Origin of the sequence: Brachybacterium ginsengisoli (assembly GCF_002407065.1) — a bacterium.
GTDB lineage: Bacteria > Actinomycetota > Actinomycetes > Actinomycetales > Dermabacteraceae > Brachybacterium > Brachybacterium ginsengisoli.
In genome coordinates, this window is sequence record NZ_CP023564.1 from 731,200 (window position 1) to 750,324 (window position 19,125).

The following is a 19,125-nucleotide window of genomic DNA, read 5'->3' on the forward strand; positions in this document are numbered from 1 at the left end:
CCTGGTCAGTGGGTGCTGTGAGTGAGCGCGGAGCGCGGGCGGCGGGGTGCGCAGGGCTCAGAGGAACTCGTGCAGAGCGGTGGGCAGACCGTCCCGGTACCAGCCGGCGACCTCGCTCGCGTAGTAGGTCAGGACGGTCGAGGCACCGGCGCGGCGGAAGGCCAGCAGCGTCTCGAGGATCATGCGGTCGCGGTCGATCCAGCCGTTCGCGGCGGCCGCCTCGATCATCGCGTACTCGCCGGAGACCTGGTAGGCCCCGACGGGCACGGGCGAGGCCGCCGCGACGTCCTTCAGCACATCGAGATAGGGGAGTCCGGGCTTGACCATCACGAGGTCCGCGCCCTCGGCGAGGTCGAGCTCGAGCTCCCGCAGAGCCTCGCGGCCGTTGGCCGGGTCCTGCTGGTACGTGCGGCGGTCGCCCTGCAGCGAGGAGTCGACCGCCTCGCGGAACGGGCCGTAGAACGCCGAGGCGTACTTCGCGGTGTAGGCGTAGATCGCCGTGTCCTCGTGGCCGGCGCCGTCCAGGGCGTCGCGGATCGCCTCGATCTGGCCGTCCATCATGCCCGAGGGCCCCAGCAGGTGGGCGCCCGCCTCGGCCTGGGCGAGCGCCATCTCGCGGTAGCGCACCAGGGTCGCGTCGTTGTCGACCCGCCCGTCGGCGTCGAGCACGCCGCAGTGGCCGTGGTCGGTGAACTCGTCCAGGCACAGGTCCGCCATGATCACGGTGTCATCGCCCAGCTCGGAGCGCAGGCGGGCCAGCGCGAGGTTGAGGATGCCGTCCGGGTCCGTGGCCCCGGAGCCGACGGCGTCCTTGTGCTCGGGCACGCCGAACAGCATCACGCCGCCGACGCCCCGCTCGGTCGCCTCGGTCGCGGCGCGGACCAGGGAGTCCATGGTGTGCTGCTCGACGCCGGGCATGGAGGAGACGGGCCGGTTCTCCGTGGCGCCCTCACGCACGAACAGGGGCAGCACCAGGTCGCCGGGCCGCAGCGAGTTCTCGCGCACCAGGGAGCGCATCGCGGCGGTGGAGCGCAGGCGGCGCGGGCGGTCGATCGGGCCCGCGGGACGGGAGCCGGGAGCGGTCGGGAAGGTCATCGGATCTCCTTCGGGAGGTCGGGAGCGGGAGTGTGGGGGAGGGCCGTACCGGGCGCGGCGGCGAGCACCTTCTGGATCGCGCGGACCAGCGCCGCATCCGTCGGCTCCTCCGCCTGTGCGGCGAGGGGCAGCCCCGCCGCGTGCACTGCCGCGGAGGTGGGGGCGCCGATGCTGACGATCGGCGTCGAGGCATGCACCCCGTGACCGGCTGCGCGGCGCGCGATCAGCGGGCTGGTGAGGACCAGCGCGCCGTAGCCGCCGGTGGCGAGGCCCACGGCGACCTCGACGGGCGGCTCGACGGGCTCGGGCCGGTACACCGAGATCTCGTGCACCCGGTAGCCCTTGGCCCGCAGACCGTCGGGGACGGTGCGGGCCGCGGCGGCGGAGGCAGGGAAGAGAACGGTCGCCCCCTCGGGAGCGGGCGGCATCTGCTCGACGAGCGCCGCGCCGGTTCCTCCGGCGACGAGGGACGGGAGGATGCCGACCTCGCGCAGCGCCTGCGCGGTCCCGGCGCCGACGGCGACGACCGCCGTCCGCTCGGGCACCTCGAAGTGGCCCAGCACCTCGGCGACGGTCCGGGAGGTGACCACGAGGTGGGTGCACCCGCCGCCGGTCACCAGGGAGCGGACCGCGGTGAGGGCCTCGTCGGACTCGGGCACGAGGTGGATCAGCGGATGGTGCTCCGCCGGGATCCCCGCGCCGTGCAGGAGGTCGAGCAGCGCCGCTCCGCGCCCGGCCGGTCGGGCGACCAGGACGGGGCGCGGGGCGGCGGGGGCGGTGCTCACGCCCGGGCCTGTTCGAGGATCTCGCCGGCGCCGCGCTCGAGGAGGTCGGCGGCGAGCTCGGCGCCCAGCTCGGAGGGCACCGAGCCGGTTCCCGAGAGGGCATCGGCGGCGAGGTCGAGGGTGACGCGCGCCTCGCCCTCGACGACGTGCGAGCCGTCGGGCCGGATCGCGAGGCCGCGCAGGCGCAGCACGCCCGCAGGGCCCCGTTCACCCTCATCGGACCCGTCGGTCTCGAACTCCGCGTAGGCCGCGACCGGGGCCGAGCAGCCCGCCTCGAGGGTGCGCAGCAGCGCCCGCTCGGCGGCGACCGCGGCGCGGGTGGCCGGGTCGTCGACCGCCGCGAGGCGCTCCGCGTACCAGGGCCGGTCCGCGAGCGCGGCGGAGGTCGCCTCGACCGCGAGGGCGCCCTGGGCCGGGGCAGGGAGCATCACCTCGGCGGGCAGCAGCTCGCTGATCGTCGCGTCCCGGCCCACCCGGCGCAGGCCGGAGGCCGCGAGCACGACCGCGTCGAGATCCGCGTCGGGGCCGAGCGCGCGCGCCAGACGGGTCTCGACGTTGCCGCGGATCCCCAGCACCTCGAGGTCGGGGCGGGCCCGTAGCAGCTGGGCGGCGCGGCGCGGCGAGCCGGTGCCCACCTTCGACCCGGCCGGCAGCTCGGCCAGGGTGAGGCCGTCGCGGGCGCACAGCGCATCGCGCGGGTCCTCCCGCGGCGGGTAGCAGGCCAGGCTGATCTCCTCGAGCGGCGCGGTGGGGAGGTCCTTGCAGGAGTGGACGACCACGTCGACCGTCCCGTCCAGCAGCGCCTGGCGCACGGCGGTGACGAACACGCCGGTGCCGCCCATCTGCGCGAGCGGGCTGGTGCGGTCGCGGTCGCCGTGGGTGCTCACGTGCACGAGCTCCACGGTGTGGTCCGTCCCGGCCACGAGGGCCGCGCCCACCTGCCCCGACTGGGTCAGGGCGAGGTCCGAGGCACGGGTCCCGATCCGCAGGGCGGAGCCGACGAAGGCCGCGGTGCCGGTGGGCAGCGGGGTCCCCGCCGCGTCGCCGCCTGGCGTCACGAGGCCGCTCCCGCCGTCGCCGCCTCCGCCCGCGCCCGCTCCACGTCCTGCGCGGAGTCCACGGCGCTGGTGGTGGGGCGGCACATCCGGCCCACGCAGCAGTTCGCCCCGCACACGTCCGGGGTGCCGCCGAAGTCGGTCACGATGCGGCGCGGGAACTGTGCGTCCAGGCGCTCCTGGACCAGATCTGCCAGCGCCGCGATGAAGCGCGGATCCTCGCCGGAGGTGGCGACGCGGCGGAAGGCGAGCCCCTTCTCCTCGGCGGACTCCTTCGCCTCGGTGTCCAGATCCCAGACCACTTCGACGTGATCGGTGACGAAGCCGATCGGCACCACCACGACGGCATCGGCGGCATCGGACTCGGCGAGCTGCTCGATGACGTCGTTGACGTCCGGCTCGAGCCACGGGATGTGCGGGGCGCCGGAGCGGGACTGGTACACCAGCTGCCAGTCGGGCAGCTCGGGGGAGTCGTCGTGCAGCTGCTCCATCACCCAGCGGCAGGCCGCGAGGTGCTGCTCCACGTACCAGCCGCCGGAGCCCTCGGCGCGGGTCTCCTCCGGGCCGGACGCGTCGGCCATCGAGGTCGGCACCGAGTGGGTGGAGAAGAGCACCGCCACCCGCTCCGCGTCGTGGCCCTCGGCGGCGAGGCTCGCGAGCGCCTCGCCCACCCCGTCGACGACCGGCTCGAGGAAGCCGGGGTGGTTGAAGTAGACGCGCACCTTGTCGATGCTCACCTCGCCGGCCAGGCCGGTCTCCTCGAGCACCATCCCGAAGTCCTCTCGGTACTGACGGCACGAGGAGTAGGAGGAGTACGCGCTGGTCACGAGGCCGAGGGCGTGGCGGTGGCCGTCCGCGTGCAGTGCCTTGACCGCCTCGGAGTGGTACGGCGCCCAGTTGCGGTTGCCGAAGTAGACGGGCAGGTCGATGCCGCGCCCGGCGAGCTCCTGCTCGAGCGAGGCGATCATCGCCTCGTTCTGCGCCGTGATGGGGCTGCGCCCGCCGAGGGCGCGGTAGTGACCGGCGACCTCCTCGAGGCGCTCGTCGGGGATCCCGCGCCCGCGGGTGACGTTGCGCAGGAACGGGATCACGTCCTCCTGGCCGTCGGGGCCGCCGAAGGAGGCGAACAGGATCGCGTCGAAGGGCTTCTGCTCACCGCGGCGGGTGTGCGTGTCGGAGGAGGGGTCGACGGCGCGCGGGCGCGGCATCTCCGGGCTGGGCGTCGACGGGATGGAGTCGGTCATGGCAGGTCCTCAGTGGTGGGGTCCGGGCTCAGGCGAGCAGTGCGGCGACGTCCTCGAGGGTCTCGAGACGTCGGCCGGTGTGGAAGGGGAGCTCGTCGCGCACGTGCAGACGAGCGTCGGAGTAGCGCAGGTGGCGCATCATGTCGACCAGGTCGTGGAGGTCGTCGGCCTCGAAGGAGAGCAGCCACTCGTAGTCGCCGAGCGCGAAGGCGGCCACGGTGTTGGCGTTGACCTGGGGGAAGTCGCGGCCCAGCAGGCCGTGCTCGCGCAGCATGCGGTTGCGCTCCTCGTCGGGCAGCAGGTACCAGTCGTAGCTGCGCACGAAGGGGTAGACGGTGATCCACTGCTTGCGCTCGAAGCCGGGCACCATGAACGAGGGCACGTGGCCCTTGGCGAACTCGGCCATGCGGTGCACGCCCACGCCCGCCCACTCGCGGTGCAGCCAGGTCCCGGCGACGGAGCGTTCGAACTCGCGCAGCCCGCGCTGCAGGGCGGCGGGCTCCTCCGCCGCGAGCCACAGCATCAGATCGGCCTCGGCGCGGAAGCCGGAGACGTCGTAGAAGCCCAGGATCTCCGCGCCTTCGGCCTCGATCAGCGGGGTGACCTCGGCCAGCGCCGCGGAGATCTGCTCGGCGGTCAGGTCGCCGTCCTCGGTGAGCCCGGAGAGCCGACGGAACACCGTGTAGCTGGTGTAACGGGTGGTCTTCGCGATCTCCTCGGGGGACGAGGAGGCCGCAGCGGTGGAGTCGGTCATGACGAGGTTCCTTCCGAGAGGGAGTGGTCGGCGCGGACGATCGCGTCGATGCCGGTGCCGGCTCGCCAGGAGCCGACGAGTTCGAGGGAGGGCAGCTCGGCGAGCAGCCCGGTGAGGGTGTCGAGGGCGGCGCGGTGGCCGGGCATCGCCTGGCGCATCGCACGATCCCAGTCGATCACCGCGGAGTCCAGCAGCTGTGCCCGGGTCAGCGGGGTGCCGAGGATGCGGGAGGCGTCGGCGAGGGCGAGGTCCATGATGCCCTCCGGGGCCGGGAGCCTCTCGCCGGGACGGCCGTAGGACAGCCGCACCAGGTGCGGGCTCGCGGCGTCCGGCAGCGCCTCGCGCAGCGCCTGCCCCACGTGCTCCCACTTCGCGCTGGCATGGGTGAGGGCCTTGACGCGGATCCCGTCGGTGCCGGGGGCGACCAGCGCGCCGGTGCCGGCGGGGAAGGCGTCCAGCGCGGGGGCGTCGAGGGCGAGGATCACCAGCCGCACGGCGGCCGACGGAGCCTGCGGCACCGCGGCGGCGATCTCCGGGGCCGACGGGGCCAGCAGGTCGCGGGCGGTGTCGGGCGGGCAGGCGAGGACCAGGACGTCGGCCTCGATCCGCTCCTCGCGGGAGGTGAGCGCGATCCAGCCGGCGCCGCTGCGCTCGAGGCCGGTGACCTCGACGCCGGTGCGGAGAATGCCGCCGCCGTCGAGGATCCGGGCCTCGAGCGCCTCGGGAAGGGCGGCCAGCGACGGGGTCAGCGAGTGCACCCGGGTGCCGGCGGTGCGGCCACCGGTCGTGCCGCGGCCCCGGCTCGCGCCGCGCCCGCCGCGCAGCAGGCGACCTGCCGCGGCGATGAGGGAGCCGTGCTCGGCGAGCCCGCGGTGCAGACCCGGGGAGGCGGCGGCGAACTCGAGCGTCGCCGGATCGGCGGAGTGCACGCCGCCCACGATGGGCGCGACCAGCCGCTCGAGGACCTTCGGCCCCAGTCGACGACGGATCACCTCGGCGACCGTGGCCCCGTCAGGGTGCCCGTAGGAGGCGGGCAGGAAGCGCTCGAGCGCCGCGCGCAGCGCGCCCGTCGTGCCGAGCACTGCGCGGACGTCGCGGGCGAGCGGGCGGGAGGGCACGCCGAGCACCGCGTCGGCGGGGGAGCGGTGCACGCCCGCGGCGGAGACGACACGGCTTCCCAGGCCCTGGCGCGGGGCCACCACCCGGTCGCCCAGGCCGAGCTCCCGGACCAGCGCGTCGACCGCGCCGGAAGCCGTCGCCCAGGCCTCGGCACCGGCGTTCGCCTCCACGCCGCCGGCGTGCTCGAGGCGGGTCCCGGCGATCGCACCGCCGACGGCCCGGGAGGCCTCGAGCAGCACCACGCGGTGACCCGCGTGCTGGTGCCGATGGGCGGCGAGCAGGCCGGCCAGCCCGCCGCCGACCACGAGGACGCGGGTGCTCATGCCGGGCGGACGTCCTGCTCGTGGAGGAAGCTGACGAGGTCGGTGAGGACCTGCGGATCCGTGTCCGGGGCGACCCCGTGGCCGAGGTTGACCACATGGCCGCTCGCCGTGGCGCCGGCCTCCAGCACCGAGCGGGCCTCGGCGAAGCGGGCCTGCTCCGAGGTGAACAGCACGGCCGGGTCGATGTTGCCCTGGACGGGAGTGCCCTCGGGCAGGATCTCCAGCGCGCGGTCGAGCCGCATCCGGTGATCGACGCCCATCGCGGTCGCCCCGGCCTCGAGCATCGGGGTGAGCAGGTGGGAGGCGCCCACGCCGAAGTGGATCCGCGGAACGGGGAGGTCCGCGACGCGGGCCAGGGCGGCGGCCGAGTGGGGCTGGACGTGGGTGCGGTACTGCTCCTCGCCGAGGGCGCCCACCCAGGAGTCGAAGAGCTGCACGGCGGAGGCTCCGGCGAGCACCTGGGCGCGCAGGAAGCGGCCGGAGAGCTCGGCGACCCATGCGGCCAGGCGGGACCAGGCCTCGGGATCGCTGCGCATGAGCGCGCGGGTGCGCAGATGGTCGCGGCTGGGCCCGCCCTCGACCATGTAGCTGGCCACGGTGAAGGGTGCGCCGGCGAAGCCGATCAGGGGAGTGGTGCCGAGCTCCGCGACGGTGAGGCGCACGGCCTCGCGGATCGGGTCGAGCGCCGCCTCGTAGTCGTCGCCGAGCACGGGCAGGGCGTCGATGTCCGCCGCGGTGCGCACGGGGTGGTCGAAGACCGGGCCGACGCCCGGTCGGATCTCGACCCCGAGACCCGCCTGCCGGGCGGGGACCACGATGTCGGAGAAGAAGATGCCGGCGTCCACGCGATGGCGGCGCACGGGCTGCACGGTGATCTCCGCGGCCATGTCGGGGCGCACGCAGGAGTCGAGCATCGTGGTGCCCTCGCGCAGAGCGCGGTACTCGGGCAGGGAGCGGCCGGCTTGTCGCATGAACCACACGCTGGGGGTGGCGCTCCTCACGCCGCGCAGCTCCTGGAGCAGTGAGGCGTCGGCCACGCCGCCCTCAGCCGTCGAGCGCCGTGCCGGGTGCTCCGCGGGCAGCTCCGAGGAGGGCCCGACAGGAGCTGCGGAGGACGATGCGACAGTGGGATCGAGCCCCGGGCCTGCGGCGTTCCCGGATCCTGACAGGTGTCGCGAAGGATCTGACGACCTGTCGGTAAAAATGGGCTCTGACGTGGAGTTCTGTGTCATGACACCCCATTGTGCACATCAATCCCGATGGGGCTCCCAGGGGCGGTGGACGCTCCCGTCGACCGGCCTAGACTGACGATCATGCTCGCCGCTCTCCGTGCCTCCCACGAGCACCTCGATCTCGAAGTGCTCGATGCCCTGACCCGGAAGGCGGACACCCTCCCGGCGGTCATCGACCAGCTCCAGGCCGAGCGCGCCGCCCTGGGCGCCGACCCGATCATCGCCGGCGAGGTCGTGGTGAGCACCTGCAACCGCCTCGAGGTCTACCTCGACACCGATCGCTTCCACGAGGGCGTGGACCTCGTGGTCGATGCGGTCGCCCGCACCAGCGGCCTGGACCGCGAGGTGGTCTCGCTGTGCTTCGACGCGGCGATGGACGATCCCGTCCCCCACCATCTCTACGAGGTCACCTCGGGGCTGCGCTCCCTGGTGCTCGGCGAGGCCGAGATCGCCGGGCAGGTGCGGCAGGCCTATGAGCGGGCACGCCGCGAGAACCGCACCACCTCGATGCTCCACGACCTCTTCCAGCACGGCTTCCGCTGCGCGAAGTCCGTCGCCACCCAGGCGCCCGTCGGCGCGGCCGGGCGCAGCGGCGCGACCGTCGCCGTGGACCGCGCCGAGGTGGAGCTGGGCGGCTTCGCGGGCCGCAGCGTGCTGATCGTCGGGACCGGGGCCTACGCCCGCCTCGGCCTCGCGGAGCTGGTGCGCCGAGGCGTCCAGGACGTACGAGTGTTCTCCCCGTCCGGCCGCGCGGCGGGCTTCGCCGAGCGCCACGGCGTCCAGGTGGTCGAGCCCGCCGGCCTCGAGACCGCCCTGCGCGAGGCGGATCTGGTGCTCGCCTGCTCGGGTCGGGGCACCTCGCTCTTCCCCGACCAGTTCCTGGGTGCGGGCCGCACCGTGGTCCTCGACCTGGCCCTGCACTCCGACCTGCACCCGCTGGTGCGCCACCTCAAGGGCGTCACCGTGCTGGGGCTCGCGGACCTCAAGCTCGGCACCGACGCGCTCGCCGATCCCGCGCTGGTCCTCGCCCGCGGGATCATCGAGGAGAACGTCGAGGCCTTCCGCCTGCAGCAGGAGGTGCGCCGGATCGACCCCGCGATGGCCGCCCTGCGCCGCGAGGTCTTCGACGCGGCCGACGTGGAGATCGACCGGCTGCGTCGGGACGTCTCCGGCGAGACCGCCGATCAGCTCGAGCGCTCCGTGCGACGGATCCTCGGCAAGGTCATGCACCAGCCCGCCGAGCGGGCGCGGCACCTGGCGGAGACCGGCTATGCCGACGCCTACGTGGACGCCTTCCACACCATCTTCGGCATCGACATCTCCGCCGGTCAGCAGCTCACCACGGGGGCGCAGGAGCCGGCCGAGGACAGCACCGCACCGGTGCCCGCCGGGTGGATGCGCGTGGACCGCACGGTGCCGCCGCGGGAGGCCGCCGCGCTCGATGCCTCAGCGCTCGATGCCGCACCGCTCGACGTCCCTGCCCCTGAGCTCGAGCCCGTCGGCCGCCTCTCCGCGGCGGACATCGCCCGGGTCGCGCTGCGCGGCGGCAGCTGCCCCGCGGGGTACGGCGACGGCGGCGCAGGGGATCCCGGCCGGCTGCCGGAGGCCTGAGCCCTCGCGTCAGCCCTCCGGGACCTCAGCGGCGGCGGAACAGTCCGCGTCGTGCCCGCCGCGGCGGAGGGAGCTCATCCTGCTCGCGCCGTTCGGACGGCTCGGGAGGGTCGATCGGGAGCCCCTCCTCGTCCACCCACACATCGGTCCAGCCGATGTCGGACTCGTCGCGCGGGCTGAACTCCTTCCGCGGGCCGAGCGCCTCGCGGACGTCCTCGAGCTCGATCTCCTCGGGTGCCCGGACCTCCTCCCCGCGATGCGGCACGGGACAGGTCCAGAAGTACGGGCAGCCCGGACACCCGGCGGTCTCCTCGTCGGGGGCCGCCTCGCGCTGCATCTGGACGCCGTCGATCTGCTGCAGCATGCGCAGCCGCGCCTCGTAGGGATTGATCTCCATGACCTGCTCAGAGTACGTGCACCGGAGGGTGCGGCGTAGGATCGGAGACCACTTCGACACCTCGCGCGTCCCGTCCGCGCGCCGCACCCAGGAGACCTCGATGAGCACCCCGCAGGAGCGCGTCCACGACACCACCCGCCGGCTGCTGGACCTGCTCGAGCACGGCGAGTCCCTCTCCCCGGAGGCCATCGAGCTGCGCGCCGAGCTCGCGGAGGCCACCGCGGAGGCCGGGCATCTCGACGACTCCTATTACCAGGTCGAGGAGCTGGTCAAGGACGCCCGGCGCGAGCACGGGCCCGACCACCCGGCAGTGCTCCGGGCCGTCGAGGCCGTCGAGGCGGTGCGGGCGATCGGGATGCGCGCCGCGGAGTCATCGGGCGCCGAGGGCTGATCCCGTCGGCCCGCGCCGGGAGTCACCAGCGGAAGCCGGCCTCCCGCAGCCGCGCGTCGACGGCGTCCTGCATCGACTCCGCGTAGGTGCGGGTGATGTGGTCGTCGTCCAGGGAGACGCGCACGTTGCCGATCACCGGCGAGCACGTCTCCTCCGGGCAGATCAGGTCGTTGACCTCGAGGGGGACCACGTGCTCGCGGTCCCGGGCGAGGAGCTCCGCATCGGGCCGCTCCTTCGTGAGGTCCTCCGGCAGCGGTGAGGCGCAGGAGGGGTCGTCGGCCCCCTTCTCCTCGACGCAGGGGACGGGCTCGACCGTGAGCCGCGGCTGGTCCCGCAGGGCGATGACCTCGGTGCCGAGTGCCGTGATGGCCGGGAGGGTCCTGTCGATCCCGGGCACGAGCCCCTCCTCGAGGTCGGGGGTGAGGAAGGTCGAGTGGAGCACCACCGCGTCCGGCTCGATCTGCCGGAGGTAGGCCATGGTGTCGGCGCTGAACTCGTCGCACACAGGGGAGACCTGGGCGTCGGGCGCGAAGGTGCAGCCGCCCTCCCACAGGGTGATCACGGTCCAGCCCTCGCGCTCGGCGATCGGGGCCAGGGCGCCGGTGAACTGCTCGATCCGGGAGTTGCCGATGCTGACGAGGACGGGGCCGTCCTCGGCCCCGGGCCGGATGGCGCAGCGCTCGGTCATCCGCTCCACGTTCCCGCTGCGTGGGACGAGATCGCCGGTGCAGGGCTCCGTGCCGGTGAACCAGTCCTTCCCGATCGTCGCCGCGGTGGGCAGCGGGGCGGCCGACGGGTCCGCGTCGGGATGCTGCTGGAAGTCGGGATCCAGCACCCGTGCGCCGGGGTTGTCGGCCACGGCGCGCGCCGCGGCCTCCCGCTGCACGCCGAGCAGGTGCTCGCGCGCCCCGACGGCCGGGGCGATCGCCAGCGCCAGGCAGCACAGGACGACCAGCCCGGACCGGCGGGCGCGGGCGTTCGCCCAGGACCAGCGGCGGATCGGGGTGTCCACGAGCCGGGTCAGCAGCCAGGCCAGCACCAGGGAGGCGAGGATGATCAGCGCCCCCGCGCCGACGCCCGCCCGATCCGTCTCCGTGACGGCGAGATAGATCGCGAGGATCGGCCAGTGCACGAGGTACAGCCCGTAGGAGATGTCGCCGAGCAGCTTCCCGGGACCGGTGGCCAGCAGCGTGTCCACGCCGAGCCGGTGCCCCGTGGTGCCGGCGACGAGCACCAGCGCGGCGGCGGCGAGGGGCCAGGCCGCGACCCAGCCGGGGAAGGCGCCCTGGACGTCCAGGAGCAGGCCGCAGGAGACCAGGCCCGCGATCCCGACCCATCCCAGCAGCACCCGCCACAGGGCGGGGCGCTCGGTGCGGCGGCGCCGGCCCCGAGCACGGAGGCGGTGCTCCGCGCGCCGCTCCCACCAGGGCAGCGCGAGACCGAGCAGGCTGCCGGCGGCGAACTCCCACAGCCGGGTGAAGGTGTCGAAGTAGGCGATCTCCTGCTGGGCGGCGGTGGAGTGCACCGACCAGACGAAGGAGGGAATGAGGACGGCGAGGAACACGATCGCCATCGCCGCGCGCGGGCTGCGTCGCAGCACCCGGGCGATCAGGACCGCCGCGGCGATCAGCAGCGGCCACAGCAGGAACACCTGGCCCTGGATCGACAGGGACCAGAAGTGCTGGAACGGCGAGGCGCCGGTCTCCTCCGCGGCGTAGTAGTCCACCCCGCGCTGGATCAGGACCCAGTTCTCCACGTGCAGGAGCGAGCCGATCGCGTCGGTGATCGCCGGCATCCATCGCTCCTGGCCCAGCAGGAGGTAGACCGCGCCGAGGGTCCCCAGCGCGACGACCGCCGTGGGCGGCAGCAGGCGCTTGAAGGTGCGGGCCCAGTAGGCGGCGGGCCGCATCGGCAGCCCGCGATCGATGCGGCGAGTGAAGGTGCCCACCAGCAGGAACGAGGAGAGGAACAGGAACACGTCCACCCCGCCGGAGACCCGGTCGAAGAACACGTGGTAGAGCACCACCAGGCCGATCGCCAGGCCGCGCAGGCCGTGCAGCTCGGGGCGGAAGCGGCCGGCATGGGTGCTGACGGCGGGGCTGTCCGGCGGGGTCCCCGGCGCGGGCGTCGTGGAGGACGTCGTCGTGGGCATCGAGGGGAGGAGCCCGTCAGCCGTGCAGGAAGGCCGCGCAGGCCTGCTGCAGCAGCAGCGGATCGGCGGTCGCGCACATCTCGCGGGCCGAATGCATCGACAGCAGGGTGATGCCCACGTCGATGGTGGTCATCCCCAGACGGGTCGCGGTGATCGGGCCGATGGTCGACCCGCAGGGCATCGCGTTGTTCGAGACGAAGTGCTGATGGGGCACGCCGGCCCGTTCGCAGGCCGCGGCGAAGGCCGCGATCCCCACGGCGTCGGTGGCGTAGCGCTGCTGCGCGTTGATCTTCAGCATCGGGCCCTCGCCCAGACGGGGCCGGGTGACCGGGTCGTGGCGCTCGGGGTAGTTCGGGTGGGCGGCGTGGCCGGCGTCGGCCGAGAGCACCAGCGAGGAGGCGAGCACCCGTCGGCGGCTGGACTCGTCGCCGCCGAGGGCGGCGTGGACCCGCACCAGCACGTCCTCGAGGAACGGACCGGCGGCGCCGGAGCGGGTCGCCGAGCCCACTTCCTCGTGGTCGTTGGCGACCATCAGCGCGATGGGCGCGGGACCGGAGGCGGACTCCGTGCGCGGGGCGGCGGCGACCGAGAGCAGCGCCTCGACCTCGGCGTGCACCGAGGTGAGGTTGTCCAGCCGGCCCGAGGCGAGGAACTCGCCCTCCGCGCCGAAGAGCGACGGGGCCTGCGCATCGACCGTCACCACGTCCGTGCCCACGATGTCCTCGCGCGCCACTCCCGCGTGCTCGGCGAGGATGCCCAGCACGTCGGCCGGGGCGAAGCCGAGCAGGGGCTGCATGTGCCGCTGGGGGTCCAGCTGCAGCCCGTCCTTGTTCACCGCCCGGTCCAGGTGCACGGCGAGCTGGGGGACGCGCAGCAGACCGGGGGTGTCCACCAGCACGGTGCTGCCGTCGGCCAGCGCGAGCCGGCCCGCCATCCGCAGCTCGCGGTCCAGCCAGGAGTTCAGCAGCGGCCCGCCGTAGATCTCGACGCCCACCTGGGAGAGGCCCTCGGCGCCGAGCTGCGGGTTCGGCTTGAGCTTCAGCGCCGGGGAGTCGGTGTGGGAGCCGACGATCCGGAAGGGCGCGGAGGCGTCGGCCCCCTCCGGGGCGGACCAGGCGATGAGGGACCCGTCGCGCAGCACGAAGCGGTTCCCGGCGACGTCGGCACCGTCCCAGGCGTCGGTCTCGAGCAGCTCGGTGAACCCGTCCCGCTCGAGCCGGCGGGCGGCCTCCCGCGCGGCGTGGAAGCTCGACGGGGACGCAGTGACGAAGGCGCCCAGATCGAGGGCGGTGTCGCGGGCGCGGGGGGAGGGAGCGGAGGCGGAGAAGCGAGTCACGGGTTCATTGAACCATCGGTGCCGCGGCAGGGGAGCATGCGCAGCAGCTTGGCGTCGCCCACCTGGAGCACCACCTCGGCGGCGCCGGTCTCCGAGATCTCGTTCAGCCCGGTGTAGGTCGCGGAGCGCTCGTGCAGCTCCTGGGGGCCGAAGTCCAGGGCGTAGTCCACGTGCAGGTCCTCGGCGGCGTCGCACACCTCAGGGTTCGTGGTCGCCTCGTCGAGCCGGCCGTTGAGCAGGTGCACCTCGGGCTCGGCCTGGAAGCTCATGTAGGTGTTGAGCACCTGCCGGTCGGAGAGGGCGTAGGCGAGCGAGCTGCCGTTCCAGGCGTTGGTCGCGATCACAGCGTCCTCGGGGACCACCTCCGGCAGCTGCTCGAGCAGCTCCCGCTCGTCGGACGTGAGCAGCACGCCGGACTGCCAGTCGTTCTCGAAGTAGCCCTGGTTGACGCGGGAGCCGGGGGAGATCAGCGCCAGCACGAGCACCAGCACCGCCGCGGTGCCCGCGGCGGCCTGGCCCGGCAGCCCTGCCAGGCGCGGCATGCGGCGCCCGGCCCAGCGCTGGAGGCTCTCGATGCCCAGGGCGAGCACCGGGATCGCGGCGACCGCGATGAGGGCGGTGACCCGGTTGTTGTCCGTGTACCAGTTCCCGGTCAGCAGGTAGCGCAGATCGCCCTCCGGGGTGCTGCGGGTGACCACCGACGCCACCGACGCCGCGATCCAGGGAGCCAGCAGCCAGCGCGAGCGGGAGAGCAGCAGAACCGCCGCCGCGCAGACCAGCATCACCGCGCCCATCGGCACGAAGGAGGGGGTCGCGTTGGGGGCCAGCGAGATCGCCTGCCCCACGGCCTCCTTCACCGAGGCGTTCGGCTTCCAGACGGCGGAGGACTGCACCGGTCGGAACCGCGTCCACAGGTCGGAGGAGACCGCGATGCCCACGACGGTGAGCACCGCGAGGGGCCACAGCCGATGGCCGGGCACACGGGCGGCGGAGAAGCGCTCGCGTGCCCTCGACACCGTCCCCCAGACCAGGATCGGCAGTCCCAGGACCATCGCCGAGAACACGCCCTGCGGGTGCGCGAGCGCGACCGCCGCGCCGGTCACCGGCAGCAGCACCGCGAGCTGCCCGGTGCCCAGGCGCTGCGCCGAGGACGGGGCCAGACCGGCCACGTGGGCGAGGCCGATGATCACCAGCGGCATCAGCACCATGGTGAGGAAGTAGGGCAGCACGATGCCCCAGTACATGAGGGATAGCGGGAAGGCTCCCGTGACCCCGGCGAGCGTGCCCGCGGCCATCCAGCCGACCGGTCCCGCGGTGGTGGCGGTGCGCATCAGGGCCATCAGCCCCAGCGGCCACACCACGGCTGCCAGCAGCAGCATCACCACGTTGGAGGCGAGGGGGATGTCCTGGCCGGAGACCTCCACGACGAGGCTGACCGCCTGATGCCAGGCCGCCGGGTAGTACACCGACTCGCCCGGCATCGCCGTCATCCCGCCGACCACCCATGCCGAGGCGTCGTGCAGCCGCAGGATGTGGCGCACGGCGTTGAGGTGGTAGACGTTGTCGTAGGTCTGGCTGATCGCGTCGATCCCGCCCATCATCGGCAGCACGCGCGCCAGCAGGATGCCGCCGCCGAGCACCAGGCCGGTCAGGACCGCGGCGGCCCGCCCGCGGGCGGTGCCGAGGAAGCCGGTGGGGGCATCGGGGTCGGCGTCCGGGGCGTCGGGTGCGGATGCCATCGCCGGGCGGCGCCGTCCCAGCGGCCACAGGGCCGCGCCCGCCAGCAGACCCAGCGCCAGCGGCCAGGCGATCGACCAGTGGAGCCCGATCAGGTGGCCGAGCTCCGCCGCGACGGCGATCATCAGGAGCGAGGCCGGGACGGTCGCGACGGCGGCGGTCAGCGGCCGCAGCCGGAGCGCCAGGACCAGGGGCAGGCCGGGCGCTCCGAGCGCCAGCAGGGCCGAGCCCACGGTCGCGAGGATGTTCAGGACGTCCACGCGCTGTGCACCTGCTTCCCTCTCGAGCGGGCGAGATCGCCCCCTGACCGGCCACATCGTAACGGGAGGGAGAGCGGTGGGACCAAGCGCCGCTGCCAGCCGGGATCAGCCGGTCGTCGCCTCCAGCTCGCGGCTCACCGTCGGGGCGAGCGCCTCCTCGACGAAGAGCCTGGTCAGGTGGTCGTCATCCATGTACACGTAGACGTCTCCGAGCACCGGGGAGCAGCGCCCCCCGGGGCAGATCTGCGGTGTGAGATCGAACAGGGTCACCGAGGCCTCGGGGCCCCGGAGGTCCGCCAGCGGAGCGGCGGGGTTCTCGGGAGCGAGCTTGTCGCGGGCCGCGGCGCCGCAGGACTCGTCGGCTTCCGCCGGAGTGCCGCCCGCGTCGATCACGGCTTCGGCACACTGGTACTCGTTCTCCGACCAGCGGGGGGTGTCGCGGAAGGCCAGCACGTCGATGTCCCGGTCCAGCAGCTGCTGGATCGCGGCGTCGGACCCGTCGGGCAGGACCTCGCCCTCGTCGACGGAGGAGAGGGTGACGGTGGTCAGCACGATGTCGGGCTGCACGGCGTCGAGGTACTCCAGGACGTACTCGTCGTAGCCCTTGCAGTACGCGTAGCGCTCCGTGCCGGCGAGGTAGCCGCAGCCGTCCATCGTGAGGTTCACGATCTGTGCGCCGCGGTCCTCCGCGGTGGGGAGGAGCGCGGGGATGAACTGGCGGGAGTGCGAGCTGCCCACCACCACGATGGTCTCGGAGGCCTCCGCGTCGCCGGGCAGCAGCTGCTGGCAGTTCACGTGGGGGAAGGTGCGCTCCGGCGTCCAGGAGCCTCCGCAGTCCTCGGGCAGATCGGGCCACTGGCCGCCCAGCTGCCAGCCGGAGGGGCGCACGTCGGGCGGGGCCTCGGTGGCGACCTCGTCGGTCGCGAGGGTCGGTCCCTCGGCCACCGGCGGCTCCGCCTCGCTGCTCGTGAGCAGCGCCCACCAGCCGCCCGCCGCGCCCGCCACCAGCGCCACGCTCAGCGCGATCGCGGTCATCGCCCTCCAGGGGTGCGCCTCGAGCCAGCGCGAGCGGCGCACCGGGGAGTCGACCGCACGGGTCACCAGCCAGGCCAGCAGCACCGACCCGGCCAGCACCACCAGGCCGTCCCACAGACCGGCGCGGGCCTGGGAGCTGTGGTGCAGCCAGATCACCAGGATCGGCCAGTGCACCAGGTACAGGGCGTAGGAGATGTCGCCGATGAACGCCGCCGGTCGCGTCGACAGCACGGCGTCCACGCCCCAGCGGGTGCCGGAGTGGCCCGCGACCACGATCGCGGCGGCCGCGGCCAGCGGCCACAGCGCGATCCAGCCCGGGAAGATCGAGGAGACGTCCACCAGCACGCCGCAGGCCAGCAGGGCCGCGATGCCCGCCCAGCCGGTCAGGGCACGCACGATCCGCAGCTGCGGGGACGTGCCGTCCTCGGGGCGCCGGGCGCCGGTGAGCCGGTCCAGCAGCGGGAGGGTCAGGGCCAGCAGGGACCCGGCGGCGAACTCCCACATCCGGGCGGCGGTGTCGAAGTAGGCGATCTGCTGCTGTGACTGGGTCGAGAGGATCGACCAGGTCAGGGAGGCCGCGCCGATCACCGCGACGAGGACGATCAACGGGCGCCGCACCGACCGCCCCGCCCGGGCCCGACGGGCCACCAGCAGGAACAGCAGCGGCCACACCACGAAGGCCTGGCCCTGCACGCTGAGGGACCAGAAGTGCTGCAGCGGCGAGGCGATGCCGGCATCCCGTGCGTGGTAGTCCACCTGGAGCAGCACCAGCAGCAGGTTCTCGAGATAGACCGCGGAGGCGACCGCCTCCTGCATGATCGTCTCCCACATCGAGGAGGGCAGGAAGGCGGCGGTGCCGGCCAGGATCAGCAGGATCGTGACCGCGGCCGGGGGCAGCAGGCGCTTGAAGGTGTGCAGCCAGTAGCGCGGGATCGCCAGAGGCCGACCGCTCTCCAGACGGCGCACGAAGGTCCCGGTGAGGAAGAAGGCGGAGAGGAAGAGGAAGACGTCCACCCCGCCGGAGACCCGGCCGAGCCAGATGTGGTAGACCGCGACCAGCCCCAGCGCCACCGCGCGGAGCCCGTGCAGCTCGCGGCGGAACGAGGCGCGGGAGGTCGGGGCGGCCGACGGCGCGGAGCTCTCGGCCGCGACGGGCGGCTCCGGGCTGCGGGAATGGACGGAGCCTCCGTGCTCGCCCCAGGTGCCGGAGACGGAGCCCGAGGTGGACCAGGCATCCTCCGCCTCGCGCTCGGCGTGGAGCTCGATCGGCCCCTGCAGCCAGTCGTCGAGGGAGGAGGCCCGTGAGGGCAGCGATGCTGAGGGGGAGGGATCGGGCTCCTGGACCCAGTCCTCGAGCGCGTCCGCGAGCGGGGCGGGCTGCTCCCACGCCTCGCGCCGCGCGCGCCGCTCCGCCGCGGAGGGCTGAGCGCCGCGGCCGCCGCGACCTGGGCGCGACGGATCACTGGACGAGCTGATCGCGAACCCCTTCCGGACGGCCGATGACGGCACCGTCCGTGGAGGGCTGCCCTCGCGCCCGGCGCTGCGTGGATCTTAGTGGATCGGGTCCCCCGAGAGCATCGGGGAGCCGCGGCGGGGGGCGGCGGCGAGCAGCACCAGAGCGACGACGACGCACAGCGCCAGCAGCACCGGGCCGAGGATCCCGAGCACCATGTGCGCCCCGAGGATCCATTCCGCGCCTCCGCCCGGCCCCGAGGTCAGAGCGGTCGCGTAGGCACGCAGCAGGACGACGCCGAGGAGCTGCGTGCTCCAGAGGAGCCCCAGCCCCACCCAGAGCGCCCGCCTCGCTCCGACGGGGGCGAGCGCGATGACCAGGCCCGCGCACAGGGTGATCAGGGCGACCATCAGCAGGAGGACGATGGCGAACAGCGAGTTCACCGCCAGGAGCAGGTCGAGATCGAGATCTGAGAAGCGCAGGGCGAGGCCCTGCAGGGGCACCGCCGCGGCGGCCGCGAGCGCCGCCACCAGCAGCACGAGCGCCGGGATCGCCGGGCCGACGGGCAGTCGCACGGAACGGGTCGGCGGGGATGCCCGCTGCAGGAGCACGAGGGCGAGCACCCCGAGTCCGAGGAACATCACGATGGCGCCGCCGGAGGAGAGGAGCGTGGAGACTCCGTAGCGCAGGCCGTAGCCGGACGAAGAGCTTCCATCGCTGACGATCAGCCCCAGGATCGTGCCGATCAGCTGAGCCAGAGGGGCCGCCAGCTGGGCCAGCGTGATCAGGCCCAGGGCGAGCAGCGACACCCGCAGGACCCGACGGTCCTCGAGGCTCCCCGCCCGGACCAGAGCGAGGACGGCGATGACGAGCGCCGTCTCGACGAGCGCGGCGACCAGGTGAGCGCCGCTCGAGACCACCACCATCACAACGCTCGCCCCCTGCAGGATCTCCAGGACCACCCGCATCGTCTCCGCCCCTGCGGCGAGGACGGCGAGCACCCCCACGGCGAGCGCCGCGCGGCGCAGTCGCGGCGACAGGGCGGCTGGGGCGTCCGGGACGTCAGGCGGGAGGGGAGCGTCGGGAGGGGCGGCAGCAGAGGTCACGGGGAGTCCTGACGGCGGAGGGCGGCGGCACCTCGATCCT

At 74.0% G+C, this 19,125-nt stretch carries 15 protein-coding genes; 2 read left to right on the forward strand and 13 right to left on the reverse strand.

The window, feature by feature from the left end; all coding sequences use genetic code 11:
- Positions 1 to 57 precede the first annotated feature (57 nt).
- From hemB to hemE, 7 genes are read right to left on the reverse strand one after another with little or no spacing between them, the layout of a single operon-like run.
- On the reverse strand, positions 58 to 1,095 hold the full coding sequence (gene hemB, locus CFK41_RS03140; protein WP_096798363.1) for a porphobilinogen synthase: 1,038 nt from the start codon (positions 1,093 to 1,095) through the stop codon (positions 58 to 60).
- Positions 1,092 to 1,880 (reverse strand): uroporphyrinogen-III synthase, encoded by a 789-nt coding sequence (locus CFK41_RS03145; protein WP_096798364.1) that lies wholly within the window; start codon positions 1,878 to 1,880, stop codon positions 1,092 to 1,094. Before CFK41_RS03145 ends, hemB begins: the two co-directional genes overlap by 4 nt.
- Positions 1,877 to 2,938, reverse strand: a complete 1,062-nt coding sequence (gene hemC, locus CFK41_RS03150) for a hydroxymethylbilane synthase (RefSeq protein ID WP_407641136.1) — start codon at positions 2,936 to 2,938, stop codon at positions 1,877 to 1,879. Before hemC ends, CFK41_RS03145 begins: the two co-directional genes overlap by 4 nt.
- Positions 2,935 to 4,179, reverse strand: coding sequence for a ferrochelatase (locus CFK41_RS03155; RefSeq protein ID WP_096798365.1), 1,245 nt, complete (start codon positions 4,177 to 4,179; stop codon positions 2,935 to 2,937). The genes hemC and CFK41_RS03155 overlap by 4 nt, the downstream gene beginning before the upstream one ends.
- Positions 4,180 to 4,207: 28 nt before the next feature.
- Positions 4,208 to 4,933 (reverse strand): hydrogen peroxide-dependent heme synthase, encoded by a 726-nt coding sequence (gene hemQ, locus CFK41_RS03160; protein WP_096798366.1) that lies wholly within the window; start codon positions 4,931 to 4,933, stop codon positions 4,208 to 4,210.
- Positions 4,930 to 6,375, reverse strand: coding sequence for a protoporphyrinogen oxidase (hemG, locus tag CFK41_RS03165; protein WP_096798367.1), 1,446 nt, complete (start codon positions 6,373 to 6,375; stop codon positions 4,930 to 4,932). The genes hemQ and hemG overlap by 4 nt, the downstream gene beginning before the upstream one ends.
- Complete coding sequence (hemE, locus tag CFK41_RS03170; RefSeq protein ID WP_096798368.1) at positions 6,372 to 7,412, reverse strand: uroporphyrinogen decarboxylase; 1,041 nt, start codon at positions 7,410 to 7,412, stop codon at positions 6,372 to 6,374. The genes hemG and hemE overlap by 4 nt, the downstream gene beginning before the upstream one ends.
- Positions 7,413 to 7,688: 276 nt before the next feature.
- Between hemE and CFK41_RS03175 the strand changes: the two genes are divergently transcribed.
- Complete coding sequence (locus CFK41_RS03175; protein ID WP_096798369.1) at positions 7,689 to 9,218, forward strand: glutamyl-tRNA reductase; 1,530 nt, start codon at positions 7,689 to 7,691, stop codon at positions 9,216 to 9,218.
- 25 nt (positions 9,219 to 9,243) lie between these two features.
- On the opposite strand, the gene CFK41_RS03180 is transcribed toward CFK41_RS03175, so the two are convergent.
- On the reverse strand, positions 9,244 to 9,615 hold the full coding sequence (locus CFK41_RS03180) for a hypothetical protein (protein WP_096800912.1): 372 nt from the start codon (positions 9,613 to 9,615) through the stop codon (positions 9,244 to 9,246).
- Between CFK41_RS03180 and CFK41_RS03185 the strand changes: the two genes are divergently transcribed.
- Positions 9,614 to 10,006, forward strand: coding sequence for a hypothetical protein (locus CFK41_RS03185; protein WP_227873188.1), 393 nt, complete (start codon positions 9,614 to 9,616; stop codon positions 10,004 to 10,006). The genes CFK41_RS03180 and CFK41_RS03185 overlap by 2 nt on opposite strands.
- A 22-nt stretch (positions 10,007 to 10,028) precedes the next feature.
- Here the strand turns inward: CFK41_RS03185 and CFK41_RS03190 are convergent, their stop codons facing one another.
- From CFK41_RS03190 to CFK41_RS03210, 5 genes are all read right to left on the reverse strand, one after another.
- Positions 10,029 to 12,158 (reverse strand): acyltransferase family protein, encoded by a 2,130-nt coding sequence (locus tag CFK41_RS03190; RefSeq protein WP_096798371.1) that lies wholly within the window; start codon positions 12,156 to 12,158, stop codon positions 10,029 to 10,031.
- 16 nt (positions 12,159 to 12,174) lie between these two features.
- Entirely contained in the window at positions 12,175 to 13,494 is a 1,320-nt protein-coding gene (locus CFK41_RS03195; protein WP_096798372.1) for a M18 family aminopeptidase, read from the reverse strand.
- Entirely contained in the window at positions 13,491 to 15,491 is a 2,001-nt protein-coding gene (locus CFK41_RS03200) for a DUF6541 family protein (RefSeq protein ID WP_151904657.1), read from the reverse strand. The genes CFK41_RS03195 and CFK41_RS03200 overlap by 4 nt, the downstream gene beginning before the upstream one ends.
- Positions 15,492 to 15,596: 105 nt before the next feature.
- Positions 15,597 to 18,035, reverse strand: coding sequence for an acyltransferase family protein (locus tag CFK41_RS03205; RefSeq protein ID WP_096798374.1), 2,439 nt, complete (start codon positions 18,033 to 18,035; stop codon positions 15,597 to 15,599).
- A 42-nt stretch (positions 18,036 to 18,077) separates the two neighbouring features.
- A complete protein-coding gene (locus CFK41_RS03210; protein ID WP_096798375.1) occupies positions 18,078 to 19,085 on the reverse strand; it encodes a hypothetical protein in 1,008 nt (335 codons plus the stop codon).
- Positions 19,086 to 19,125 lie beyond the last annotated feature (40 nt).